Source organism: Williamsia sp. Y721 (genome assembly GCF_059683565.1).
In genome coordinates this window covers 214,337-238,208 of record NZ_JCASNH010000006.1, presented here as the reverse complement: position 1 = coordinate 238,208, position 23,872 = coordinate 214,337, and the positions used below count along the sequence as shown (strand labels likewise).

Below are 23,872 nucleotides of genomic sequence, written 5' to 3'. Positions count from 1 at the left end.
AGCATAGCTGTGGTGCGGATCACAAGGGGTCGTATCCTGGCCGGCGATTCTCCCCATACTCACCGAATGCGCAATCTCCCAAGGCTACGACGCGACGTCACTGCATTCCTTCAGGCACTGACGGAACCGACCGTTGGCTACGACGTCGGGAGTCCGGTTCACAGCAGGCGGGCGAGCCGCTTTTTGCGAAGGTTGTTGGTGATGATCCACGCGACGTCGGGGTCTGAATCATCAAGGCTCCCGAACTCGGTCAGGCCCGGTAGGGGATTGGCAGCGACGGCTACGCTCCAGCAGTAGCCGAGCGCTTGCCGGAGAGTGCGTACCCCTGGATCTCGACGTGTCTGCAGCGGTCGCGCCGCCAAATGCTCACTGGCGCGTTTGCAGGCGTCGATCGCCGCCGCGGCAGCGACCGGATTGCGCAGCAGGCGTGGCTCGCAGATCGCGGCAATGGCTGCCCGCTGCACCAATGGGTCGGAATCGTCTACCCAGTCGTTGACGATGAGTTTCAGTGCAGCCGAGTCGGTATCGCCGAGGCGCTGCAGACCGATTGCGACTCCTTCGCGTATCCGCCACCGGTCGTCGGTGGCCAAAGCCCGCATGCGCGTTGCCACTTCATTTTCTGCGGTGCGAGCGCCGAGGCAGATTGCGCCGCAGAACATCCGGTACTCGTCACCGCTGCCGAGCAGGTCGTCGACACAGTCGCTGTCGGCCACTTCTGCCAGTGCCATCGCCAACTCGATGTTGCCCCGTGGTCCAGGAAGCCCGGAATTCGAATCGAGGAATGCCGGCCACGCTGACCGGTCCAACTGCTCCAGTTGTTGCTGCCAGTCGGCTTTGTTGACCATTCGAGGTCCTCCCGCAGGTGAATGCTAAGGTTACGGGCACCAGTGTGGTCGAAACGCACGCCTGTAGCAGCACCGTCTCCACCTGGTTGAGACTGCAGTTGTGAAGGAACCTACTGGGTCGGCGCCTTCACAACTGCACTCTCGCCGAGGTGCAGAGCCGATCGAGCAGTGCATGGTCGTGGCTGACGAGTGCGATGGCCGTGCCGTCCTCGGATAGCTGTCGTAGGAGCGAGACGACGGCGGTGGTGGCGATGGGATCGAGCATGGCGGTGGGTTCGTCGCAGAGAAGAAATGCCGGCTCGCCGACGAGCACCCGTGCGATGCAGGCGCGTTGGAGTTGTCCTCCGCTGACCTGGGTCGGAAATCTGGTGAGCAATTGCAGATCGAGGCCGACGCGTTCGGCGACCGCGACGAGATCAACAGTGCGACCGGCGATGTCGGCAGGTTCGGTGATGATCTGCGACAGTGTCCAGCGAGGATTGCAGACCAGGCGCGGATGCTGGTCGAGCATGGCCAATGACCCGGGCGCCGTATCGGGACTGCCGTTGTAGGAGACCGTCCCCGAATCTGGCGTCTGCAGACCCGCCATCACCCGAAGCAGGGTTGTCTTTCCAGTTCCGGAAGGCCCGACGACGCCGGTGATCTCGCCTGATCTCATCTCGAGGTCGACGTTTTCCAGAACGTTCTGGTCGCCGAATCGAACAGAGATCGACTTGGCCTGCAGGATATGGCTGTTCACACCGCAACTCCATCGAAGAACTGGCTGACATAGGTGTTGTCGATGCGTAGCACCGACGCGGGCGGACCGTCGGCAACAATCCGTCCGGCGCGCATCAGTGCGACGGAATCGCAGATGTCTGCTGCGAAAAGGCTTGTCACGTCATGGGTGATGACAAGGACGGCTGCGCCGGCATCAGCGGTCGAACGTAAGAGTCTCCAGGTCGCTGCGGCGAGGTCGGGATCGAGCGCGGAGGTCGGTTCGTCGGCCACCACCACCGACGGATTGCCGACCAGTGCAGCAGCAATCGCGGCACGTTGAGCCATGCCGCCCGACAATTCGTGTGGAAACAGCTCCAGCGCCGAAACCGGAAGTTCGACCAGTTCGGCCAATTCGATGGCACTGCGGGTGCCATCCAAGACGCGAATGCACTCTTCGATCTGAGAACCGACAGTCCGCACCGGGGTGAAGGAGGTGGCAGGGGATTGGGGAACCAGGCCAACGTGATGCCCGCGGATCCGGCGCCAGCGCTTCTCGTCGTCGGCGGCGATCGCTTCGCCTTTGATCTCGACGGCGCCACTGACTTTGCATCCGGGTGGGAGGAGGCCGCAGAGCGCCACCGCGACAAGTGATTTGCCGCAACCGGATTCGCCCATGAGTGCGGTCAGTTCCCCGTGCGCCAGCGTCAGGTCGACACCGGCCAGGCCGGTCACACTCGGCGAATCCCGACCACCCCGCGTGGCGATCTGCACCTTCAGGCCTCGGATATCAGCGCCGGCATTCACCAGATCACTCCCTGTGGTGGTTCCATCCGCCGCCGTAGCCCGGAGGCGGCGGCCGCTATGGCCAGAGCCGTGAGGACAAGCGCGCAGGCGGGGACGGCCAACGTCCACCAGGCACCGAGCATCACGTCGCCGCGTGCCTGCCCGAGCAGAGTGCCCAGACTGGCCCGATCCGGCGACAGTCCGACACCCAGGAACGACAGCGTCGACTCATGCCACACCGCATGGGGCAACAACATCACCATCGCCACCAACGCCTGACCGCCGACCGCAGGTAAGAGGTGGTGTCGCGCCACAAACCGGCGTGAGGCGCCGGCCAGACGAGCCGTGTGCACCCAGCCGGATTCGGCGCCCGCCAACAGTTCTGCGCGGACGACCCTCGCCACGGCGGGCCAGTGGGTCAGGGCGATGGAGGCGAGGATCGCGAGCGGTTCCCCGCGCCACAGTGCGGCGATGACGATTCCGACCACCAGATGGGGCAGGGCGTTGAATCCGTCGACGACCCGCATCACCACGGCATCGATCCAGCCGCCTGCGGTCACCGACAAGAGTCCGATGGCAACACCCAGAAGTGTTGCGACGACGGCACATATCGCCGCCATCGCCAGTGAGATGCGCAGACCTTCTGCCGTTCGGACGAGTAGGTCGTAGCCGGAATGGTCGGTCCCCAGTAGCTGATCGGCGCCGGGAGCCAGTAGTGCCCGGCTGAAGTCGGCCACCTGCTCGCCTGCCACGATCGGTACCACGACGGCGAACACCGCGATAGCCGACAGCAGCAACCACGGCCAGTGCCGGACCGTCCGCCGCCGCATCAGTGACTGCGCGATCATGCCGCCATCCCGATCCGGGGATCCAGCGCCGTCGCGGCGGCATCGGACAATGCGGATCCCAGCAGCACGGCCAGTGCGGAGCCGACCGCGAGCGCGGCCATCAGGGGAAAGTCCAGTGCGGCAGCAGAGTCGACCAGGACCGATGCCACGCCCGGCCAGCCGAATATGGTCTCGACGATGGCCGCGCCGGCAATGACCTCGGGCAACCGGGTCCCGAGCAGGGCAAGGGTCGGAACCACCGAGGTCGGAAGAACGTGACCGCGCATCAGGGCCGCGCCGCCGATGCCCCGTGCCCTTGCGGCTCGGACCGCATCGGAGCCGATTGATTCGACAACCGACGCCCGGGTGGTGAGGAGCAGCCACGGAATCTGTGAAAGTGTCAGTGCCACAAAGGGCAACACGGCGTGCATGAGTATGCCGGACGCGGTGTACGGATCTCCGGGATCGCGGGCCCCTGAGGTGGGGAACCACCGCAGCCCCACGGCCAGTACCGACACCAGGACGAGGGACACCACAAACGGCGGAACCGATGCGAACAGTGCGGATGCACCCGAGCAGAGCCTGTCGACGAGGCCACCGCGGCGCATACCGGCCACCGCACCGAGCCCGACGGCGATGAGCGTTGCGGCGAGCAACGCGGCCGCGGACAGGCCGAGGGTGAACGGTAACCTGCTGGTGAGAACCTCTGCCACCGGCAGAGATTGGGTCGATGACCACCCCAGATCGCCGTGAAGCAGATCGCGAATCCACTGCCACCACGCGCCGTACCAGGACTGGTCGGTGTGGTAGGCATCGGCAGTTGCCTGTCGCTGCGACTGGGTGGCGCTTTGATAGTTGTCGCCCAGATAGGCGGCCAGTGGATCAAATGGCGACAGCGACGCCAGCAGGAAGATCGCGGCCGAGACCGCAACGGTCACCGGGATCGCTATCAGTGCGCGAAGTCCCAGCAAGCGAACCGCCGGGATCATCCGGCGCCGTGTCGCATTCACCGTTGCCAGGCGGAGATGCGCCACCACGGACCCCACGTCACCCCGTGGGAGTGCGGTTCGAGGATTGGCGCGCTCTGTTGCCAGCCGAGGTCGCGGTATGCGTACGTGTGGTCGAGGAATGCCAGGAAAACCGACGACGGCTGCGTCATGTACATGGTCTGGATCTCGCGGTACCGGGCGTCGTTCTCCGGCGAGGTCGCCGATTCGCGGGCCTGCTCCAGGAGCTTGTCCAATCCGGGGGCGGTGAAGTTGCCCGGGTTGGAGTAGGGCGACGAATCCGGAACCCGGGTGTGCAGTGTGTTGTAGACCTGAGAGTCGATGCTGTACGGCGTATCTCCGCCGCCGAGCAGGACTGCCGAAGTGCCCATTCTGGTTTCGATGTCGTCCCAGCTACTGCCACGGGGTGTGACCTTGATGCCCAACGGCTGCATGGCCGCGGCAAATGCGACGGCAAGGTCGCGTCGAAGGGTGTCCTGCGCGTTGTAGAGCAACTCGAATGATGCTTGGACGCCATCTTTTTCGCGGACATCCCCGGCCCCTGCAATCCGCCAGCCGGCAGCGTCGAGCATCGTGGAGGCCTGCGCCGGGTCGTAGTCGAACACCGCATCCGGGTTGTAGGCGTCCCCGTAGACGGCCGCCACCGGGGTGCTGGCGGGCCGACCGTGACCGGCCAGGACATCGGTGATCATGGCAGCGCGGTCGACGCCGTGGTTCATGGCGAGCCGCGTCCGTGGATCGGCGGTGAAGGCGTTGCCGCTGGGAAAGGACACCCCGCGCCAATCGGCCGACTGGACTCCGACGGTCTCGATGCCGTCGCGGCCGTCGAGGGCGGCGAGCATCTTCGGGGGAAGGGGACCGCCGTCGACCTCACCGGTCGAAATCTGTGCGGACCGACTGTTGTCGTCGGGGCTGTGCGTGAAAACCAGTGTGGTCACCTGGGGAAGCGCCCCCCGGTAGTCGGAGCGGGCGACCATCACGGCCTGATCGGCGTCCAGGCTTTCCAGCTCATACGGGCCGGTACCAACAGGTTTGGTGTTCAGCGCCCAGTCGGCCGCCGGTGCATCCTCGACCATCTCCGACGGCGCGATACCGAGCAGGAGATACGGCGAAGGGTCGGCGTCGGTGTTCATGGTGACGGTCACGGCATCCGGTCCGTCGGCGGCGACATCGACGACAGGTGCCAGGCCGGCCGAGATCTCGGATGCGACAACCGGATTGCGGACCGCGGCATAGGTGGCGATCACATCTGCCGCATCGAACCCCGAGCCGTCGGAAAAGGTGACATCCGGGCGCAGCGCCAAACGCCATCGGCGAGGACCGACCGGCTCGGGGGCGCTCTCGGCAAGCGAAGGGACAAGTGCTGGTAACCCGGTGTCGGTGACCGACTCAGGGCGCAACAGGCCCTCGTAGATCGGGGATACGCCCAGCGCGCCGTAACCCGATATCGGGTTGTAGCCGCCGAGTTCCTGGCTGTCGGCGAGTACCACGCGGTCGGTGTCGTCGACCGAAGGTGATGAACATCCGGCAAGGATCAGCGCACAGGCGGTCATGAGCAGTATCGGGCGTCGCGGCGAGGCCAACGTGGAACCCTCTCATATATGTCTAGAAAGACATATGTCGCTATAGACACATGTGCGGTGTGCAGTATCGTAACACCGTGAGTGAACCCCAGCGGGAGAATGTGGACGAGTGGGCCAAACGCTTTGCCCTGCTGTCTGATTCCACCCGCTTACGCCTGATCACCCACATGCACGAACATCCCGGGGCGGTGGTGGCCGAACTCGCCGAGGCGGCCGGGATCACCGAGAACGCTGCATCGCAGTCTCTACGGGCGCTACGGGATCAGGGCTGGGTGACCACCACGAAGACCGGTCGTTCCGTCCACTATCGCGTGGTGGCCGATGCCATCGTGCACCGAATCCTGCACGACATCATGGGCGCCGAGCACCCGCACCATCACTGAGCCGGATCGGCGGGTGGGTCCGGTGGCTCGTGGTCGTTCTCGCGCGCAGCGTTCTGCAGCGCCACCGACCGCGCGAGCCGCGCGTATTTGATCTCGACGTCCCGGAACCGCAGGTAGGTGCTGATCGTGGTGAAGGCAAAGGCCACCACCAGTCCGTACAGCACCAGGTCGGTACCACGACCGACCCCGACCCAGCCCGCTATCACCGTCAGATCGTCCGGCCGCAACAGCGCGTAGACGCCAAAGGCCAGGAATGCCAAGAAGATCAACTTCACCCACGCCGAGGCCCGGGCACTGCCGCGGCGGGTGATGAAGTAGCCGACCATCAGGAGCACGGCAAGGATCAGAAGTATCTGGATGACCAGCATTGGGTGCTACCGCCTCATCCGGCCACCGAGCAGACCGTCGCTCAAGATGTTGACACCGTTGAGCAGCGACTGGCCTTTGGCCATCGAATACTCGGTGTAGAGGATGGTGACCGGCTGTTCGGACACACGCCACTTGTGCTCATCGATGAGTGCGACGAACTCTGACGCGTGGCTCATCCCGTTCATGATCAGGTCGAGTTGGCCTGCCACCGTGGCGTTGAAAACCCGCAGACCGTTGTGGGCGTCGGTCAGACCCATCCGGCGGGTCCGGGGACTGAGGAAGACGATGGTGCGCAGTGCCATCCGCTTGAACAGCGGGACGCTCTTGCTGCGGTCTTCGGCAAAGCGGGTGCCGATCACGATGTCGAGCGGCTCGTTGCGCAGCCGTGCGAGCATCGCGACAACATCGTCGACCTGGTGTTGGCCGTCGGCATCGAACGTCACGAAGTACTGCGCGCCCGGCTGTGCCCGCGCATATTCGACACCGGTCTGGATCGCGGCCCCTTGGCCGAGGTTCACCGGGTGACGGACGAGATCGGCGCCCGAGGCCCGGATCTCGGAGACGGAATCGTCCTTGCTGCCGTCGTCGACGCAGACGATGTTCGGGAATGTCTTCTTGGCCGCGGTGATCACCGAGCGGATCACCGGCTCCTCGTTGAACACGGGAACGATCAGCCAGACATCGGAATTACCGGTGGCCGCAGGCGGGGTGGCAAGGGGTGAGACAGTGATGACCACACCTCCACGCACACGTCGACCGGGTACCGAACCAGGTCCCGGACAACCCAACCGCTGTCGGGCCGATAGGCAGTCTATCGGTATCGCCGCTGTACGCTGCGGAGCGTGCTCGCTGTCGACGTCATGTTGCCGTTCTACGGTGACGTGGATCAACTGAAAGCCGCGGTCCGCAGCGTGCTGGATCAGACCTTCACCGACTTTCGGCTGGTGGTTGTCGACGATCAGTACCCCGACCCCGAGCCCGCGCGTTGGCTGCAGTCGCTCGGCGATGCCCGCGTGCACTATCTGCGCAACGAGGTGAATCTCGGCGTCAACGGCAACTTCCGGCGCTGTGTGGACCTTGTCGAGGCACCTGCATTCACCCTCATGGGCTGCGACGACGTCATGGCGCCGCAGCATTTGGCCAACGCGGTGGCCGCTCTCGACGCGCATCCCGCCGCAGCTGTGGTGCAACTGGGCGTGCAGGTCATCGATGCCGAGGACTCCGTCGTCCACCCGCTGGGTGACCGGGTGAAGGCCCGTATGACACCGCAGGCGCCTGCCGTTCTACAAGGTGAGGAGCTGGCCGCGAGTCTGTACCGCGGCAACTGGACGTACTTCCCGGCCCTGGTCTGGCGGACCTCGGTCGCGAAGCCGATCGGATTCCGGCCCGGCCTGGAGATCGTGCTCGACCTGGCCCTGCTCCTCGACATCGCGCGGGCCGGTGGGGCGCTGGTCCTCACCGAAGGCGTCACCTTTTCCTACCGCAGGCACACCGAATCGGTGAGTTCACTGCAGGCGGTCGACGGCAGGCGATTCGATGAGGAACGCGCCTTCTTTTCGGACGAGGCACAGCGGTGTTGCGAGATCGGCTGGCCCGATGCGGCCCGTGCCGCGCGTCGCCACCCGACCTCACGGCTGAATGCGGCGACGTTGGTGCCCGGAGCGCTACTCGGCAGGCAGTGGCCGATTGTCTCCACGCTCGTGCGACACGTCGTCGGTTGAGGTGGACCGCGCGGCCCACAGGTGGACGGCCATCCCGATCAACGGTCCGGCGATGAGGGCGATCGAGACCCGCACCTCGAGGTCTGCAGGCACGAACAGCAGGCCGACGCTTGCGCTGGTGGCCACCCACCAGCCGGTTGCGTAGAGGCGGTGCGCTCCGACGGCCAGGGCCATCGCGCCGGTCAGCGTGAGGACCGCCATTGCCACCGCACCGATTGTCAGCGCGGCGATGGTGGCACCGGAGAGTCGGTAGTCGGCGCCGAAGATGGTCTCGAGTAGCCACGGCCCGACCAGCCACGCCGCGATCGCACCGATCACGCCGACACCGGTCACAGTCAGTAGCGGGGCCATCAGAGACGCCGTGACCCGGTCGCGATTCTCGACAAACCGGCTGATCAGAACACCCTGAAAGCTGTTCAGCGGCACCAGTAACGGGGCTCGGGTCAGGGTCACCGCCAAGATCACGGCACCGGCCACCGAGTCGAGGTCGCCGGAGGTGGACAGCTTGATCAGCACCGGGAAGCCCATCACCAGGACCGCACTGGCCAATGCTGCGGCCATGGCCGTGAAGGTGTTTCGGGCCAATGCCCGGACCGGGACATCGCCGCGGGCACCCAGCGCTGCGCGGGCCGGCCGCAGACACAGGACGACAACCGCCGACGAGATCGTGCCCGCGATGGTCATCACCAAAAACGCGAACAAACCCCATCCGGCGATGACGGCAATGACGGTGAGTACCAGCCGGATCAGCGCGTCAACGATGAGCAGGGTGGCAAACGGTCCCCACCGTCCCAGGCCGGACAGGGCGCCGCCGAGACCGGCGTAGATGCCGAACGCCGCGACACCCGCGGTGAGCAACAGCACCGATTCGACTCTGTACCACTCGAATACCGCGCCGGCCCAGCCGATCGCGGTTGCCGCAACCACCAGGGCCAACCCGACCCCGACAGCGGCGTTGAGCGGCATCGGCCGGGCGTCGTCGGTGCCGGCGCCCCGGATCCGGGCGCCCCGGATCGCGCGGGTCGTTTCCTGGAGTTGCCCGTTCTGCGTTCCGGTGACCAGTCCGTAAGCGGCCCAGAACACCGCGAACGCTGCGTAGCTGTCGGCGCCGAGGGCGCGGGCCGCGAGCAAGAGGACCAGATAGCCGGACACCGCGGCGATCACGGTCGCCAGGGCCACCCGACTCATCTAGACACCCGGGTACGCAGGCAGCGGCTTCTCATAGAGCCAGTGCTGCCACAGATCGTTCAGCGGCTCCGGGCTGTGCTTGGCGGCCAGGCCGGCGAAGTCGGCCGAGGTCACCGAGCTGTAGCGGTAGTCCTTCGTCCATTCCCGGAGCAGATCGAAGAAGTTGTTGTCGCCCACACGCTTCCGCAGGGCATGAAGCGTCAGCGCGCCTCGTTTGTAGACCCGGTCGTCGAACATGTTCTTGGGCCCGGGATCGCCGATCACCAGATCCATGGGGGATGCCGACAACCGGCCGTAGTACTTGCGGGCCTGGGCCTCGGCACTGAGTCCGCCCGAGCGCTCCGACCACAACCATTCGCTGTAGCAGGCGAAGCCCTCGTGCAGCCAGATGTCCTTCCACCGGTTCAGCGTCAGTGAATTGCCGAACCACTGATGTGCCAATTCGTGTGCGATCAGACGCTCGGACGAACCGGTCCCGTCGCAGTGATTGGCGCCGAAGATCGACATGCCCTGGGCCTCGATCGGGATCTCGAGTTCGTCGTCGGTGACCACCACCGTGTACTCCGGGAACGGGTACGGGCCGAACAGGTCGACGAACACTTCCATGATCGACCGCTGCTTGGCGAAGTCGAGGTCGAACTCTTTGCGCAGTCGCGGCGGGATCACGGCGTGGATGGGAACTGGTTTGGTACTCAGCGTCTTTCGGGTATACGCGCCGATCTGAACGGTGGCCAGATAAGACGCCATCGGCTCGATCTGTTCGTAGACCCACGTGGTCTGGGCGGCCTTGGTGCGCTTGCTCTTGAGAACGCCGTTGGCCACCGCCATGAAGGGACTGTCGGTGGTGATCGAGATCCCGTACGCGGCTTTGGAACTCGGGTGGTCGTCGCAGGGAAACCAGGATGCGGCCCCGTTGGGCTGGCCGGCGACCAGTGAACCCTCGGTGAGCTCTTCCCAGCCGACCTCGCCCCATTGGCCGCGGATCGGTTTGGGGTTGCCCGCGTACTTGACCACGATGATCATCCCGCCGCCTGCGGGGAGTTCGGTGGCAAGCGTGATGTTGAGCTTGTGGCTGCGGTGGCTGTACCGGGCCGGACGCTTGCCGTTGATCGTGACGCGTTCGATCTTGAGCGCGGAGGACAGGTCGATGCTGAAGCGACTCAGGTTGCTGACCGTGGTCGCGGTGATGGCGGCGACTCCGGCGAGTCGATTGGTGGCGACCTTGTATTCGAGGTCGAGGTCGTAGCGCGATACCCGGTATCCGAGATTGCCGTTGGCAGGCAGATACGGGTCGATTCCGTCCGACGGGTCGCCCAACAGCGATTGCCCGGTCCTGGAGGGGCGCCTGCCGAGTTTACCTGGCACAAATCCTCCTGTTCGGTTCCGATGTGCATCGTCGATCGCGTTGAATGGCTTGTGGGTGGACATCTATGACGTCGCACCGCCGATTCGTGATCGGTGGTGACGTTACATGGCCACCGAGGCGACGGTGCTTCAAGACCCGTGGGGCAGATAGCCGCTGAAGTCGACGTACTTTTTCCCGAGGACAAGGACCATAGTCATGGGTACATCGAGAAGTTTCGCATCCCTGGTCGCACGTGTGATCCTGGGCATAATCTTCATCTTCCATGGGTGGCAGAAGTTGCACACCAACGGAATCGATGCCACCGAGGCGTACTTCAAGTCGCTGGACATCCCGTGGCCTGCCGCAGCGGCCTGGTACTCCGCACTGGTCGAATTCGGTGGTGGCATCCTGCTCATCCTGGGTGTGCTGACGCCATTGGTGTCGTTGTTGCTGATCGCCGACATGATCGGCGCGATTTTCTACGCCCACATCGACAACGGGTTCTGGAACTACGACGACGGCTATGAACTGCCGCTCGCCCTGATCGCAGGCCTGGTCGCCGTCGGGCTCGCCGATACCGGCCGAGTCGGAGCCGACGGCTACCTGATGAGCCGACGGCGCCGAAACAAGGTGTAGCGCGATCACGGGTTCCACGGTGCGATCGGATTCCCTTGCCAGCGGGTGGAATCGGGGACAACATCGCCGCGCATGACGAGTGAGGCGGGACCGACGGTGGCGCCCGCGCCCAGTCCGGAGGCCGGGAGCGCGACGCAGTGTGGTCCGAGCGTGGCGCCGGGCCCCAGGACGACCTCGTCCATGGCCATCACCCGGTCATGGAAGAGGTGGGTCTGGACAACACAGCCGCGTTGCACGGTGGCGCCGTCGCCGAGGGTCACCAGGTCGGCTTCCGGCAGCCAATAGGTTTCGCACCAGACGCCCTTGCCGATGTGGGCGCCGAGCATCCGCAGCCAGACGTTGAGGATGGGTGTTCCGGTGGCTGCGTTCGCGAACCAGGGGGCGGCGACCGTTTCCACAAAGGCGTCCGAGAGTTCGTTGCGCCAGACGAACGAGCTCCACAGCGGATACTCGGTGGCCCGGATACGGCCGACCACAGTCCATTTGGCGGCGGCCGCGATACAGCAGGCAGCGGCACCGGCGATCAGCAGCACGAGTCCGCTGACGAGGGCCGCCACGAAATAGTTGGTCTCGATCACGACGTACTGCAGGGCGATCAGCACCAGCAGGCCAAGGCCGAAGCTGACCATCACCGGGATCAGTCGCATCGTCTCGACGGTCGCGCGGGCGATCTTCAGTTTGGTCGGTGGATCGAACGTCCGGGAGGTGTCGGTTTGGGCCGCGGACCGGCGCAGGCGCACCGGCGGACTGCCCAACCAACTCGATCCCGATTTCGCCTTGCTCGGTGTGGCCGACAGGACAGCCACGAGGGAGTTCTTCGGGACCTTACGGCCGGGCCCGGTCATGCCGGAGTTGCCGAGGAAGGCGCGTTTACCGACCTTGGCCTCGTCGATGTGCATCCACCCGCCACCGAGTTCGTAGGACGCGACCATGGTGTCGTCGGCCAGGAACGCACCGTCGCCGACCGTGGTGAACTTCGGGATCACCAGGGCGGTGGAGATCTCGGTGCCCTTGCCGATGTCGGCGCCCAGTATCCGGAACCACACCGGCGTCAGCAGTGAGGCGTACAGCGGGAACAGGAAGGTCCGGGCCGAGTCCATCAACCGCTCGGTGGCCCAGACCTGCCAACCGACCCGGGAGCGCACCGGGTGATAGCCCTTCTGCATGCCGATCGACAGCAACCGCACCAGGACCACGGTGAGCACCGCGAACACCAGCAGGCTCAGCAGAGTCGCGGCGGGAAGCAATGCCATCGCACGCAGCGTCACCGACTCGAGGTCGTCGGCGCCGCCTGCCCAGGTCCCGATGACCGTCAGACCGGCAGCCAAGGACACCAGCGGAACCCCGGCCAGCAACACCGACGACACCCCGAAGATCGGCACCCAGTAGCTGCGCCTGGCAGGCCGTTCCTCCGGCCAGGGGCGCTGGGCCTTACCGGTCTTGACCGCAGGCGAACCGGCCCAGCGTTGACCGTCCTTGACCCGGCCCATCACGGCGGAACCCGGCGCGATTTCGGCGCCTGCGCCAATCCTGGCTCCCGGCAACAGGGTTGACCGCGAACCGACACTGGTGCCGGCACCGATCTCGATCTCACCGATGTGGACGACGTCGCCGTCGATCCACCAACCGGACAGGTCGACCTCGGGTTCCACCGAGCAGCCGTCGCCGAGTGTGATCATGCCCGTCACCGGTGGCAACGTGTGCATGTCGACGCCATGCCCGATCTGGGCGCCGAGCGAACGGGCGAAATAGATCATCCAGGGCGCGCCGGAGAGGTTCGCGGCACCACTGGCCTCGGTCAGGCGCTCGGCGATCCACAGCCGCAGATGCACCGACCCGCCGCGGGGATGATCACCGGGGCGGACCCCGGCCAGCAACAGCCGGATGCCCGCCGCGGCGGTCAGCATCCGGCCCAGCGGGGTGATGAAGATGTTGAAGGCGGCGAGAACGATCCACCAGTTGATCGGATGGATCCAGGACGAGTCGAAGGCCGCCGACAGGACGTTGTTCGCGATGGCCAGCCAGGTCGCCCACTGCAGACCGGTCAAGGTCGTCAGCGGTACGGACAGCGCGATCTGGGCCAGTCCGGTCCGGCGCGGCGTCGGTTCGACGATCCGGGGCTCGACGACCGCACCCGGGTTGAGGTCGTCGAGCATCTGCGCCAGCGAACCCAGCCGGGGGTGGTCGTAGAGGTCGGCGACGGTGACGGTGGGAAACCGCTGGCGCAAGACGGTCACCAGCTGGGCAGCCGCGAGCGACCCGCCACCCTCGGAGAAGAAGTCGGCTTTCGCGTTGGTGATGCCGACACCGAGCACTGTTGCCCAATGCCCGGCCAACCAGGCCTCGGTCGCGCTGAGGTCACCGGTGTCGGGCTCGCCATCGCCGGACGGCAGCGGCCACGGGAGCGCGTTGCGGTCGACCTTGCCAGATGTCCGGGTGGGCAGTTCGTCCACGAGTACCAGTCGCGGGATCAGGGCAGCCGGCAGCCGTTCGGTGAGTTGATCCCGGGCGCGATCCACGTCGAAGTCGGGATCGGTCGAGACGAGATAGCCGACCAGCAACGAATTGCCCGCCGCCGATTTCCGGACGGCCGCGGCGGCGCCGGCGACTCCCGGTAGATGCTGCAGCGCGTTGTCGACCTCGCCGAGTTCGATGCGCCGCCCGCCCACCTTGACCTGATCGTCGGCGCGGCCCATGAACACCAGGCCTTCGGCCTCGAACCGGACCAGGTCGCCGCTGCGGTACGCGCGTTCCCAGCCCAAGGTCTCCATCGGAGAGAACTTCTCGGCATCTTTGACCGGATCCAGATAACGGGCGAGTCCGACTCCACCGATCACCAGTTCACCGACCTCGCCGAAGTCGACCTGCTTCTGTTCGCCGTCGACCACGGCCAGATCCCAGCCGGCCAGTGGCAGTCCGATTCGGACGGGCTGGCTTCCGTCGAGTTGGGCGGCGCAGGCCACCACGGTCGCCTCGGTGGGGCCGTAGGTGTTCCACACCTCGCGGCCGTCGACCGCCAGCCGCTCGCCGAGTTCGGGTGGGCAGGCCTCGCCGCCGAAGATCAGCAGCCGGACGGCTTCGAGGGCCTCCGGCGGCCAGAGTGCGGCGAGCGTCGGGACCGTGGACACGACGGTGATGTCACGCTGGACGAGCCACGGCCCGAGGTCCATGCCCGAACGCACCAGCGATCGTGGCGCGGGGACCAGGCAGGCGCCGTACCGCCACGCCAGCCACATTTCTTCGCAGGACGCGTCGAAGGCCACCGACAACCCGGCGAGCACCCGGTCGCCGGGACCGAGTGGTTCGTCCTGCAAGAACATCAATGCCTCGGCGTCGACGAACGCCGCTGCATTGCGATGGGTGACAGCCACACCTTTGGGTGTGCCGGTGGATCCGGAGGTGAAGATGATCCAGGCGTCGTCTTCGATGGTCGGTGGGGTCGGGTTTTCGACACCCTCGCCACGGGAGAGCCCGAGATCGGCCGGCCAGCGCAGGCCCTCGGCGCCGAGGACCGCCGCCACACCGGCCTCACCGAACACCAGGGTGGCCCGCTCGGGCGGATCGTCCGCGTCGACGGGCACGTAGGCCGCACCGGCCGCCAGAGTCGAAAGGATTGCCAGGTACAGCTCGCGTGACCCCGACGGCATGCGGATTCCGACACGATCACCGTGTCCGATCCCACGCGTGCCGAGCCAGGCCGCACCTTCATCGACCAGATCCATGAGTTCGGCGTACGTGAGAATCGTGTCGCCGTCATCGATGGCCGGTGCATCCGGATGTAGTGACGCGGTTTCGGTCAATACATCGATGAGGGTCCGTGCGGTTGGCGCCTGCGCAGATCTGCTGAATTGCGCGAGGGTTGGAGCTGTCACCAAGGGCCTTTCTCTCCACGTTTTCCGAACAAGTGTTGCAGCCCGGTCATGGACATGCGATGCAACGAGACCACATCAGCCCCTCGCGTGAGGTACTCAGGTCGACCCAACTACGGAGTGGTAGGTGTAACTTCACGAAATCTTTGTCTAAAATTCACTGTTCAAGACGATATGCCCTGGTCATGACGAAGGGGACTTCAGATGTCGGTGACTAGACATGCACGACCGAGCCTGCGGTCGTACCCGATCTGGATGGGTTCGCGGCTCTTTGTGAAGCCCACTCTCGCGCTCTGGCCCATCGGGGCCCTTGGGCTGCGGCCGCTCTACCTCATCGATGAGATCTTCGCCCTGGGTCCGAAGGGAAAGTCTGTGGTGCGCGAGCAGATCACCTTGGCAGGCCGACCGGTGGAACTGTCGGTACCAGCCCGCCCGAGTGGTCGCGATGAAGCGGCGGCCGTGCTCTATCTGCACGGTGGGGCGCTCGTCGTGTGTGGCCTGGCCACGCATCGGGCGGTCGCCGGGAAGCTGTGCGAGCACGTCGACCTGCCCGTGTATTCGGTTGCGTACCGGCAACTTCCGGAGGCAGGCGTCGGAACCTCCGTCGCCGATGCCTATCAGGCCTACCTGGAACTGGTGACCGAACGCGGGTTCAAACACGTTGTTGTGGCGGGTGATTCGGCCGGTGGGTTCCTCGCGGGCAAGATCGTCGAGCTGGCCCACCGTGACGGAGTGCCATCTCCCACCGCGTATATCGGGTATTCGCCGTTCCTCGATCTCGATCTCGGCGCCAATCCCGACCGCTCGAGTCGCAGCGACGCATACCTCCCGATTCGCAAACTTGCCGCGCTCCGGCCGCAGTTCGACAGGGGGCCGATCGAATTCGACGGGGCCCGCCGGATCGTGGACGTGTCGCCGGTGGCCTTTCCGCCGACCATCGTCGTCACTGCCGAAGGCGAGATGCTCGAGCCGGACGCGCTCGAACTGGTGGAGTCACTGACCGCGGCCGGCGTGAAGGTGCAGATGCACAGTTATGCCTGGCAGGTTCACGCATTTCCCGCGCTGGCGGGGCGCCATCCGGAAGCACGTCGGGCCATCGCGAGGACGGCGCGGTTCGCCAAGGATGCCGTTGCGGCGGCCGCACGAAGCGGGCGCACCCACCTGCGGGGGACCGGTTGACCGTACGTTGGCACAATCTTCCGAATCTGTTCCATTGCTGCTACCGTCGACCTCATGACCGACGCAATCGACACGACGGCCGCCGCGCCGGAGGCCGACGATGCGCGCCCGGAGCTCGTCGGCGCACCCTTGGGCCCCGGCTCGCTGACCTGGCGTTACTTCGGGGACAGCCGGGTGACGTTGCTGGGTCCACGACCGGGCGTGCTCGAGAACATGCTGCCCGAACTCGGACAGGCAGTCCTGGAACATTCGGTGTTCTTCGACGACCCGTTTGCTCGCGTCAAGCGCTCGCTGCCGGGTATCTACGGCACCGTCTATTCGCCGGAGGGTTCGAGTGCCGGACCGACGGTTCGTGACTTCCACGTCAACATCAAGGGTGAGATGCCCGGCGGGGAGCGGTACCACGCGCTCAATCCCGAGACCTACTACTGGGCACATGCGACGTTTGTCGACATCGTCCTGACGGCGACCGACCGGTTCATCAAGAAGCTCACCGACGCCGAAAAAGAGCAGATCTATGCCGAGTCGGTCACCTGGTATCGCCGTTACGGTGTCAGCGAACGGCCGGTTCCGGCGACGTACGCCGACTTCGTTGCGTACTGGGATCACATGGTCGACGAGGTACTCGTACCGCACAAGACCGCGCGCTACGGCGTCGGTTTCGTCACCAAGGGCTACCCGCTGCCTCCGGGTATGAAACCCGTTGTCTGGAAGGTGATCTCGCCGATCGTCAATCCTGTTGCGGCATTCATCACCACCGGGGGTCTGCCGGAACGCTCCCGCCGGCAGTTGGACCTGCCGTGGAGTGACCGCAAGGAACGCAACTACCGGCGGTTCTGCGCCGCCGTTCGGGCCATCGATCCGATCTACCGGAAGCTGCCCGCCACAGTCCGCTACAACAAGTTTGCGCTGAAGGGATTCGCCCAGGCAGGTGTACGGCCCTGAGGGGTGGCCGTATTCACTTGACCGGCGCGGAGTTGTTGTCCGAGAACTGGGTTCGATACAGCTCGGAGTAACGCCCGCCACGCGCAAGCAGTTCGAGGTGCGTGCCGCGTTCGACCACGCGGCCCTCTTCCAAGACGAGTATCTCGTCGGCCGCCCGGATGGTCGACAGGCGGTGAGCGATCACCACTGATGTCCGGTCGGCGAGTGCTTCGCCCAGCGCTTCCTGCACCGCGGCTTCCGACGTGGAGTCGAGGTGGGCTGTTGCCTCGTCGAGGATCACCACGGACGGTTGTGCCAGGAGCAATCGCGCGATGGTCAGGCGCTGACGCTCGCCGCCGGACAGGCGGTATCCCCGTTCTCCGACAACGGTGTCGAGGCCGTCGGCCAGACTCGCCACCAGGCCGTCGAGCCGAGAGCGACGCAACGCGTCCCAGATCGCCTGTTCGGAGGCGTCGGGGCTGGCGAACAGCAGATTCTGGCGGACAGTTTCGTGGAACAGGTGTCCGTCCTGCGTCACGAGTCCGATCGAGCGGTGCAGCGATCCGCTCTCGATGTCCCGAATGTCTGTGCCGCCCAGCCGGATCGAACCTCCGTCAACGTCGTACAGGCGGGTGGCCAGTTGGGCAACGGTCGATTTCCCGGCGCCGGAACTGCCGACGAGGGCCACCATCTTTCCCGGAGGCACGGTGAACGACACATCGTGGATAACCTGGTCGCCGCCGCGGGTGTCCAGGATCGCGACTTCTTCGAGTGAAGCCAACGAGACCTTGTCGGCTGATGGATATGCGAAGCGGACGTTGTCGAAGGTCAGCGATTGTGGGCCCGAAGGTGCGGTAACGGCGTCGTCCTTGTCGGTGATCAGCGGCGGGAGGTCGAGGACCTCGAAAACACGCTCGAAACTGACCACAGCGCTCATGATCTCGACCCGGGCGTTGGCAAGTGCGGTCAGCGGCGCGTACATCCGGGTCAGCAGCAAGGCCAACGACACCACGGCGCCTGCGTCGAGATGACCGTTGACCGCGAGGTAGCCGCCCAGCCCGTAGACCAGCGCGAGCGCCAGTGCCGAGACCAGTGTCAGCGAGGTGACGAAGATGCTCTGGGCCAATGAACGGCGTACTCCGATCGCCCGAACCTTGTCGGCGCGGATGGAGAACTCATCCGATTCGTGATCGGGGCGTCCGAACAACTTCACCAGGGTGGCGCCCGGAGCCGAGAATCGCTCGGTCATCTGGGTGGACATCAGCGAGTTGTACTCGGCGGCCTCCCGGGACAGTGCTTGCATCCGCTTACCCATGCGCCGGGCCGGGACGACGAACAGAGGCAGCAGGACCAGTGTCAGCAGGGTGATCTGCCAGCTGATCGACATCATCACCGCGACGGTCAGCGTCAGCGTGACGATGTTGGACACCACTCCGGAGAGAGTGTCGGAGAACGCCCGCTGCGCGCCGATGACGTCGTTGTTGAGGCGACTCACCAGGGCCCCGGTGCGGGTCCGCGTGAAGAACGCGACCGGCATCTTCTGAACGTGGTCGAACACCGCCCGGCGTAGGTCGTAGATCAGACCCTCGCCGATGCTGGACGACAGCCAGCTCACCACGAGTCCGGCCGCGGCCTCGGCGAGCGCGATCAGCGCGATCAGGACCGACAGCCACACCACCGTTGAGGCCATACCGCCGTCGACGATGTGGTTGACCACCTGCCCGGCCAGGACCGGAGTCAGGACGGTCAGGACCGCGACCACCACGCTGAGGATCATGAAGACGGTCAGCTTGCCACGATGTGGCGAGGCAAATGTCATGATCCGGCGCACCGTCACGCCGCGGTTCCCTCGTTGTTTCTCGCGGTCGAGGTCGGGCCCGTTCGCCGACCGGTACATCGTGTTCCAGGCAACTGACTCCATGCTCATGTCATCAACTGTAGGAGTTCAAGTTCACTTGAAGTCAAACCGCAGCTGAAGTGCGGTGCTGATCGGCCGGCGGATGCTTCCGCCGGCGGGTTGTGGTCAACTGGAATCAACGGTGCACATAGTTATCAAGGGAGACACGGTGGTTTTGCGACTCGGATACAAGGCTTCGGCGGAACAGTTCAATCCTCGTGAGTTGGTCGAGATCGCGGTGGCCGCAGAAGAGCACGGCATGGATTCGGTTGCGGTGTCGGACCATTTCCAGCCGTGGCGCCACAACGGCGGCCATGCCCCGTTCTCGCTGGCCTGGATGGCTGCGGTGGGCGAGCGGACCAAACGGGTTCAGATCGGCACCTCGGTGATGACACCGACCTTCCGGTACAACCCCGCGGTGATCGCGCAGGCCTTCGCGTCGATGGCGTGCATGTACCCGGGCCGCATCATGCTCGGAGTCGGCACCGGTGAAGCGCTCAACGAATACGCCACCGGATTTCAGGGTGAATGGCCCGAGTTCAAGGAACGTTTTGCGCGGTTGCGTGAGGCGGTCAAGTTGATGCGCGAGTTGTGGACCGGCGAAGAGGTCAGCTTCGACGGTGAGTACTACAAGACGCAGGGCGCGTACATGTATGACATTCCTGAGCAGCCGGTCCCGGTGTACATCGCAGCCGGTGGTCCGGTGGTGGCGCGGTACGCAGGTCGTAGCGGCGACGGCTTCATCTGCACCTCGGGCAAGGGCATGGAGCTCTACACCGAGAAGCTGATCCCGTCGGTGAAGGAAGGCGCGGAGAAAGCCGAGCGCAACTTCGAGGACATCGACCGGATGATCGAGATCAAGATCTCGTACGACCCCGATCCGGAGCTGGCCCTGGAGAACTGCCGCTTCTGGGCACCGCTGTCGTTGACACCGGAGCAGAAGCACAGCGTGAACTCGTCGACCGAGATGGAGCGTCTGGCCGACGAACTGCCGATCGAGCAGGTCGCCAAGCGCTGGATCGTCGCCTCCGATCCCGACGAAGCCGTCGAGAAGGTCAAGGCGTACACCGATGCGGGCCTCAACCACCTGGTGTTCCACGCCCCCGGACATGACCAGGCGCGATTCCTCACCAACTTCCAGAAGGATCTCGAACCCCGCCTCCGCAAGCTGGGCTGACCCCACCCCCCGACACCGAAAGTGTGCCCTTTTGGCGAACAAAACCCCAGGTGGGGTCCGCCAAAAGGGCACACTTTCGGGGTTTACATGCGGGAGTAGCGTGCCATCGCAAAGCTGTAGAGCCCGTAGGCGGCGATCCCGAATGCCGCCACGACCATCAAGAACTGGCCGAACGGTGCGTCGCCGAGGGTCTTGACGGCCCCGTCGATGCCGGTGGCCTTGGACGGATCCGAGTTGACGGACGCCACGATCACGAGGACGCCTGCGCCCACCAGGACCAGACCTTTCGCGGTGTAACCGACGATCCCGAGTGGGGTGACCACCTTGTTGTCGGTGATCTTGAGGTCGTCGAGGAAGTTCTTGGTCACGCCTTTGTAGATGTGATATCCGCCGACGGCGATGATGATCAGTCCGACCACGACGAGCAGTGTCTTGCCTGCGGTGTTCTCCATCAACCGCGCCGACAGGCCCGCGTTCTGCTTGCCGCTCGATTGACCGCTACCGCGGGCAAACTGCACCGCCGAGATGGCGAACCCGAAATAGACAACGGCCACGCTGGCCGACTTCGCGCGATCGAAGAGCCCGGAGGCACCCGAGTCGCCGCTTCCGGGTTCGGTGGCGTGCGGACCCACGATTGTTTCCGCGACGCGCCACAGCGCCATCGCCACGAATGCCACGACGGCGATCCACAGCACCAGGGTGCCGCCGGGTTTGCCGGAGAATTGGGCGAGAGCGCCCGATTGGTCGGCACTACCGCCGGACCCGAAGGCCAGCCGCAGGATGATGTAGGCGATCAGTAGGTGCAGGATCCCGCTGACGACGTGGCCGCCGCGCGCGGCCCGTTCGAACAGGTTGCTGTCGGTGGCTTTGTCCACTGCCTGAGTTACTTGGTTGTCGGCCATGAGTCACCTCACCACACTTGCAACGGTCTGCGTGGGTCAGGCCGCCACGGGAGTTGCGACGCGCTCGCGCAGTAGCTCGATGATCCGCTGGACGGCAGGGTTGCCGCGCACGGCCTGCCGGGTGCGCACCGAGATGGTGCGCATCGGTGTCGGGTTGACAAGCGGGCGGCTCACCACGCCGGCCGGCAGCGTCCCGGCGCCGAGTGATGGCAGGACCGTGACCCCGATGCCGGCCGCGACAAAACTGATCGCGGTCGGATAATCGTGGGTCTCGATGTGGAACCCGGGACTGAAGCCGACCACCGAGCAGGCATCGAGGATCGCCTGTCTGCACGGCCCGCGGGAGACGTCGTTGTCGACCCACCGCTCGTCACGCAGGGCACCGAGGTCGACGTGTTCGCGTCGGGCGAGTGGGTGATCGTCGCGCAGCACCACCACGTAGGGCTCGGCGAGTAGTTGTTGGACGTCGTAACCGCGCAGCGACGTGGACGCGGCGCCCTCGACATAGATCTCGACGTCAGGGTCACCCGAGCTGTCGTGCGCCAGCTCGACCAGCCGCAGATCGACTCGCAGGTCGGGGTACTCGCGAGTGAGGGCCGCGATGATCGGGGGGATCCAGGCGGCGCCTGCCGAAGAGAAGTAGCTCACCGACAGACCGCCGACCCGGCCCGAGCGCAAATCCGCGATCAGGGATTCGAGTTCGGCAAGGCGCTCGAGAACCTGTGCGGCCTCGTCGGCGACCGTCAGCCCGACCGCGGTGGGTTTGATGCCGCGGCCGTCCTTCTCCATCAGGGTCAGGCCGGTCTCTTTCTGCAGCGCCGTCAGGTGCTGACTGATCGCGGACGGGGTGTAGCCGAGTGCTGTGGCAGCTTCGTTGATCGAACCGGCAGCCACCACGGCACGGAAGATTCGCAGGCGATGGACATCCAACATCTCCTCAATGTACAGCCGGACTGAAGTGACGACAAGGAGAATTTACTTGTGCTTACGGGTTTCGTGGGTGAAGGTAGAAGCCATGAAAGCAGGCGAATCGTGAAGGCAGCACTGGCGAACAACCTGGCCGTGGTGGCGGCCGCGGTGACAGTCCTGCTCTGGGCGTCGGCGTTCGTTGTCATCCGGTTTGTGGGGGAGACGCTTTCCCCGGGACCGATGACCGTGACAAGGCTGGGTGTCGGCTCGGTGGTCCTGGTGATCATCGCGCTGCGCTACCGTCGCCCGCTTCCCCGCGGCAAGGGATTGTTGCTGGTCGTCGGGTATGGACTGGTGTGGTTCGCGGGTTACACGGTGCTGCTCAACTGGGCCGAGCAGCATCTCGATGCCGGGACCGCGGCGTTGCTGGTGAACTTCGCGCCGATCCTGGTGGCGGTGTTCGCCGGTCTGTTCTTCGGCGAAGGTTTTCCGCGCCAACTGGTGATCGGCATCCTGGTGGCATTTTCCGGGGTCCTCCTCATCGCGCTCGGTGGGTCCGGGGGCAGTAACAACGACAGGTTGGGGATCATCCTGGGGCTGATCACCGCTGTGCTCTACGCGATCGGCGTGCTCATGCAGAAGGTGGCGCTCCGCACAGTCGACGCCATCACCGCGACCTGGGTGGGCTGTCTCGCCGGACTCCTCGCCACCATCCCGTTTGCTCCGCAGGCCGTCTCGGAGTTGTCCGAAGCATCGGCCGGAGCGACCGCGGGAGTTGTCTTCCTGGGCGTTGGACCCACCGCCATTGCTTTTCTCACCTGGGCATATGCGCTCTCGCGGACCGATGCGGGGAAGATGGCGGCCACCACGCTGGCGGTGCCGGCGATCGCGATCGTCCTGTCCTGGATCTTCCTCGGCGAGGTCCCGACCCTGCTCGGATTGGTCGGAGGCGCGATGGCGCTGGCCGGTGTGGCGATCAGCCGCCGCCGGGGTCGAGCCGGTGCGCAATCGCCAGAACCTGCCGTGACCTCCTAATCTCAGGGGTATGGAACGAGATCGGATGGTCGACGTCGCCATCGCCGTCGTGGAGCGTTTCGGCGCCAGGGCGCTGAGCCTGACATCGGTGGCGCGGCACGCCGGTGTCGGCCGGGCAACCGCATACCGGATGTTCGGGGGCCGCGACGAGTTGGTGCAGGCGATCGTCGAACGCGAGGTCAAGAGCCTCGGTGATCTGATCGCGGGCTGGATCGCATCGGAGACCGACCCGCCGGCCAAGGTGTCGACGATGGTGGTCAACGTCCTCGCGTACATCCGGGAACACGAAGCGCTGCAATACATTCTGCGCAATGAGCCCGAAGAGATCATTGCCACGATCGTCGCCCGTGGGCCTGATCGTGACGCGGCCACCACCATCGTCGACATCATCGTTGCGAACAGTGTCGGTAATTTCACCGCCGAACCCGAGTTGGAGGCCGCGCTCATCCCCGACGCGCGCCGGGCCACGGAGTTCATGGTCCGGGTTGTGTACTCCTACATGCTGATTCCCGGAAGTGCGATGTCAGATCAGGATGTCGCGGAGATGGTTGTGCGGTCCACGGTCCGAGCGGTCGAATAACGCAGGCCGGCCGG

General features: G+C 65.2%; 22 protein-coding genes. 8 read left to right on the top strand and 14 right to left on the bottom strand.

Annotated features, from left to right (window positions below):
• Positions 1–158 precede the first annotated feature (158 nt).
• From AC56PL_RS27370 to AC56PL_RS27345, 6 genes are all read right to left on the bottom strand, one after another.
• Positions 159–845: a HEAT repeat domain-containing protein gene (locus AC56PL_RS27370; RefSeq protein ID WP_497155783.1), complete on the bottom strand. Its 687-nt coding sequence runs from the start codon at positions 843–845 to the stop codon at positions 159–161.
• 127 nt (positions 846–972) lie between these two features.
• Positions 973–1,584, bottom strand: a complete 612-nt coding sequence (locus tag AC56PL_RS27365) for an ABC transporter ATP-binding protein (RefSeq protein ID WP_497155782.1) — start codon at positions 1,582–1,584, stop codon at positions 973–975.
• Positions 1,581–2,348, bottom strand: a complete 768-nt coding sequence (locus tag AC56PL_RS27360) for an ATP-binding cassette domain-containing protein (RefSeq protein ID WP_497155781.1) — start codon at positions 2,346–2,348, stop codon at positions 1,581–1,583. Before AC56PL_RS27360 ends, AC56PL_RS27365 begins: the two co-directional genes overlap by 4 nt.
• The gene (locus AC56PL_RS27355; protein WP_497155780.1) at positions 2,345–3,175 is read right to left on the bottom strand and encodes an ABC transporter permease; all 831 of its coding nucleotides are present in this window, start codon (positions 3,173–3,175) and stop codon (positions 2,345–2,347) included. Before AC56PL_RS27355 ends, AC56PL_RS27360 begins: the two co-directional genes overlap by 4 nt.
• Entirely contained in the window at positions 3,172–4,143 is a 972-nt protein-coding gene (locus tag AC56PL_RS27350; RefSeq protein WP_497155817.1) for an ABC transporter permease, read from the bottom strand. Before AC56PL_RS27350 ends, AC56PL_RS27355 begins: the two co-directional genes overlap by 4 nt.
• Positions 4,144–4,160: 17 nt before the next feature.
• Positions 4,161–5,714, bottom strand: coding sequence for an ABC transporter substrate-binding protein (locus AC56PL_RS27345; RefSeq protein ID WP_497155816.1), 1,554 nt, complete (start codon positions 5,712–5,714; stop codon positions 4,161–4,163).
• A 107-nt stretch (positions 5,715–5,821) separates the two neighbouring features.
• Here AC56PL_RS27345 and AC56PL_RS27340 point away from each other — a divergent pair, with 107 nt between their 5' ends.
• Positions 5,822–6,127 carry a metalloregulator ArsR/SmtB family transcription factor gene (locus AC56PL_RS27340; RefSeq protein WP_495516971.1) on the top strand — a complete coding sequence of 102 codons (306 nt, stop codon included), beginning with the start codon at positions 5,822–5,824 and terminating at the stop codon, positions 6,125–6,127.
• Here the strand turns inward: AC56PL_RS27340 and AC56PL_RS27335 are convergent.
• The gene (locus tag AC56PL_RS27335) at positions 6,121–6,495 is read right to left on the bottom strand and encodes a DUF2304 family protein (protein ID WP_495516972.1); all 375 of its coding nucleotides are present in this window, start codon (positions 6,493–6,495) and stop codon (positions 6,121–6,123) included. The genes AC56PL_RS27340 and AC56PL_RS27335 overlap by 7 nt on opposite strands.
• 6 nt (positions 6,496–6,501) lie before the next feature.
• The gene (ppgS, locus tag AC56PL_RS27330) at positions 6,502–7,233 is read right to left on the bottom strand and encodes a polyprenyl-phospho-N-acetylgalactosaminyl synthase PpgS (protein WP_495516973.1); all 732 of its coding nucleotides are present in this window, start codon (positions 7,231–7,233) and stop codon (positions 6,502–6,504) included.
• A gap of 123 nt (positions 7,234–7,356) precedes the next feature.
• On the opposite strand from ppgS, the gene AC56PL_RS27325 reads away from it, so the two are divergent.
• Entirely contained in the window at positions 7,357–8,217 is an 861-nt protein-coding gene (locus tag AC56PL_RS27325; protein ID WP_497155815.1) for a glycosyltransferase family 2 protein, read from the top strand.
• On the opposite strand, the gene AC56PL_RS27320 is transcribed toward AC56PL_RS27325, so the two are convergent.
• Together AC56PL_RS27320 and AC56PL_RS27315 are read right to left on the bottom strand one after the other, a co-directional pair.
• Positions 8,161–9,405: a polysaccharide biosynthesis protein gene (locus AC56PL_RS27320; protein WP_497155779.1), complete on the bottom strand. Its 1,245-nt coding sequence runs from the start codon at positions 9,403–9,405 to the stop codon at positions 8,161–8,163. The two genes, AC56PL_RS27325 and AC56PL_RS27320, sit on opposite strands and share 57 nt — an antisense overlap.
• Positions 9,406–10,770, bottom strand: a complete 1,365-nt coding sequence (locus tag AC56PL_RS27315) for a M1 family aminopeptidase (protein ID WP_495516975.1) — start codon at positions 10,768–10,770, stop codon at positions 9,406–9,408.
• A gap of 196 nt (positions 10,771–10,966) precedes the next feature.
• Here AC56PL_RS27315 and AC56PL_RS27310 point away from each other — a divergent pair, with 196 nt between their 5' ends.
• On the top strand, positions 10,967–11,386 hold the full coding sequence (locus tag AC56PL_RS27310; RefSeq protein ID WP_495516976.1) for a DoxX family membrane protein: 420 nt from the start codon (positions 10,967–10,969) through the stop codon (positions 11,384–11,386).
• Between the two features lie 5 nt (positions 11,387–11,391).
• Here AC56PL_RS27310 and AC56PL_RS27305 read toward each other — a convergent pair whose 3' ends face one another.
• Entirely contained in the window at positions 11,392–15,258 is a 3,867-nt protein-coding gene (locus tag AC56PL_RS27305; protein WP_497155778.1) for a Pls/PosA family non-ribosomal peptide synthetase, read from the bottom strand.
• Between the two features lie 201 nt (positions 15,259–15,459).
• On the opposite strand from AC56PL_RS27305, the gene AC56PL_RS27300 reads away from it, so the two are divergent.
• Both AC56PL_RS27300 and AC56PL_RS27295 read left to right on the top strand, forming a co-directional pair.
• Positions 15,460–16,434: an alpha/beta hydrolase fold domain-containing protein gene (locus AC56PL_RS27300; protein ID WP_495516978.1), complete on the top strand. Its 975-nt coding sequence runs from the start codon at positions 15,460–15,462 to the stop codon at positions 16,432–16,434.
• 54 nt (positions 16,435–16,488) lie between these two features.
• Positions 16,489–17,379, top strand: a complete 891-nt coding sequence (locus tag AC56PL_RS27295; protein WP_495516979.1) for an oxygenase MpaB family protein — start codon at positions 16,489–16,491, stop codon at positions 17,377–17,379.
• A 13-nt stretch (positions 17,380–17,392) separates the two neighbouring features.
• Here the strand turns inward: AC56PL_RS27295 and AC56PL_RS27290 are convergent, their stop codons facing one another.
• Positions 17,393–19,285, bottom strand: coding sequence for an ABC transporter ATP-binding protein (locus AC56PL_RS27290; RefSeq protein WP_497155777.1), 1,893 nt, complete (start codon positions 19,283–19,285; stop codon positions 17,393–17,395).
• A 139-nt stretch (positions 19,286–19,424) separates the two neighbouring features.
• Between AC56PL_RS27290 and fgd the strand changes: the two genes are divergently transcribed.
• Positions 19,425–20,432: a glucose-6-phosphate dehydrogenase (coenzyme-F420) gene (gene fgd / locus AC56PL_RS27285; protein ID WP_495516981.1), complete on the top strand. Its 1,008-nt coding sequence runs from the start codon at positions 19,425–19,427 to the stop codon at positions 20,430–20,432.
• Between the two features lie 83 nt (positions 20,433–20,515).
• Here fgd and AC56PL_RS27280 read toward each other — a convergent pair whose 3' ends face one another.
• On the bottom strand, positions 20,516–21,334 hold the full coding sequence (locus AC56PL_RS27280; RefSeq protein WP_497155776.1) for a DUF1206 domain-containing protein: 819 nt from the start codon (positions 21,332–21,334) through the stop codon (positions 20,516–20,518).
• A 36-nt stretch (positions 21,335–21,370) separates the two neighbouring features.
• Complete coding sequence (locus AC56PL_RS27275) at positions 21,371–22,267, bottom strand: LysR family transcriptional regulator (RefSeq protein WP_497155775.1); 897 nt, start codon at positions 22,265–22,267, stop codon at positions 21,371–21,373.
• Positions 22,268–22,366: 99 nt separating this feature from the next.
• Between AC56PL_RS27275 and AC56PL_RS27270 the strand changes: the two genes are divergently transcribed.
• The gene (locus tag AC56PL_RS27270; protein WP_497155774.1) at positions 22,367–23,278 is read left to right on the top strand and encodes a DMT family transporter; all 912 of its coding nucleotides are present in this window, start codon (positions 22,367–22,369) and stop codon (positions 23,276–23,278) included.
• A gap of 10 nt (positions 23,279–23,288) precedes the next feature.
• Positions 23,289–23,858, top strand: a complete 570-nt coding sequence (locus tag AC56PL_RS27265; protein WP_497155773.1) for a TetR/AcrR family transcriptional regulator — start codon at positions 23,289–23,291, stop codon at positions 23,856–23,858.
• Positions 23,859–23,872 lie beyond the last annotated feature (14 nt).

Bases quoted from the DNA above. Each gene is read 5' to 3' on its own strand.
- AC56PL_RS27310 (WP_495516976.1), top strand. From the start codon at position 10,967: ATGGGTACATCGAGAAGTTTCGCATCCCTGGTCGCACGTGTGATCCTG.
- AC56PL_RS27300 (WP_495516978.1), top strand. From the start codon at position 15,460: ATGTCGGTGACTAGACATGCACGACCGAGCCTGCGGTCGTACCCGATC.
- AC56PL_RS27290 (WP_497155777.1), bottom strand. From the start codon at position 19,285: ATGAGCATGGAGTCAGTTGCCTGGAACACGATGTACCGGTCGGCGAAC.
- AC56PL_RS27275 (WP_497155775.1), bottom strand. From the start codon at position 22,267: ATGTTGGATGTCCATCGCCTGCGAATCTTCCGTGCCGTGGTGGCTGCC.
- AC56PL_RS27355 (WP_497155780.1), bottom strand. From the start codon at position 3,175: ATGATCGCGCAGTCACTGATGCGGCGGCGGACGGTCCGGCACTGGCCG.
- AC56PL_RS27320 (WP_497155779.1), bottom strand. From the start codon at position 9,405: ATGAGTCGGGTGGCCCTGGCGACCGTGATCGCCGCGGTGTCCGGCTAT.
- AC56PL_RS27325 (WP_497155815.1), top strand. From the start codon at position 7,357: ATGTTGCCGTTCTACGGTGACGTGGATCAACTGAAAGCCGCGGTCCGC.
- AC56PL_RS27350 (WP_497155817.1), bottom strand. From the start codon at position 4,143: ATGATCCCGGCGGTTCGCTTGCTGGGACTTCGCGCACTGATAGCGATC.
- AC56PL_RS27370 (WP_497155783.1), bottom strand. From the start codon at position 845: ATGGTCAACAAAGCCGACTGGCAGCAACAACTGGAGCAGTTGGACCGG.
- AC56PL_RS27345 (WP_497155816.1), bottom strand. From the start codon at position 5,714: ATGACCGCCTGTGCGCTGATCCTTGCCGGATGTTCATCACCTTCGGTC.
- AC56PL_RS27280 (WP_497155776.1), bottom strand. From the start codon at position 21,334: ATGGCCGACAACCAAGTAACTCAGGCAGTGGACAAAGCCACCGACAGC.
- AC56PL_RS27265 (WP_497155773.1), top strand. From the start codon at position 23,289: ATGGAACGAGATCGGATGGTCGACGTCGCCATCGCCGTCGTGGAGCGT.
- AC56PL_RS27295 (WP_495516979.1), top strand. From the start codon at position 16,489: ATGACCGACGCAATCGACACGACGGCCGCCGCGCCGGAGGCCGACGAT.
- AC56PL_RS27335 (WP_495516972.1), bottom strand. From the start codon at position 6,495: ATGCTGGTCATCCAGATACTTCTGATCCTTGCCGTGCTCCTGATGGTC.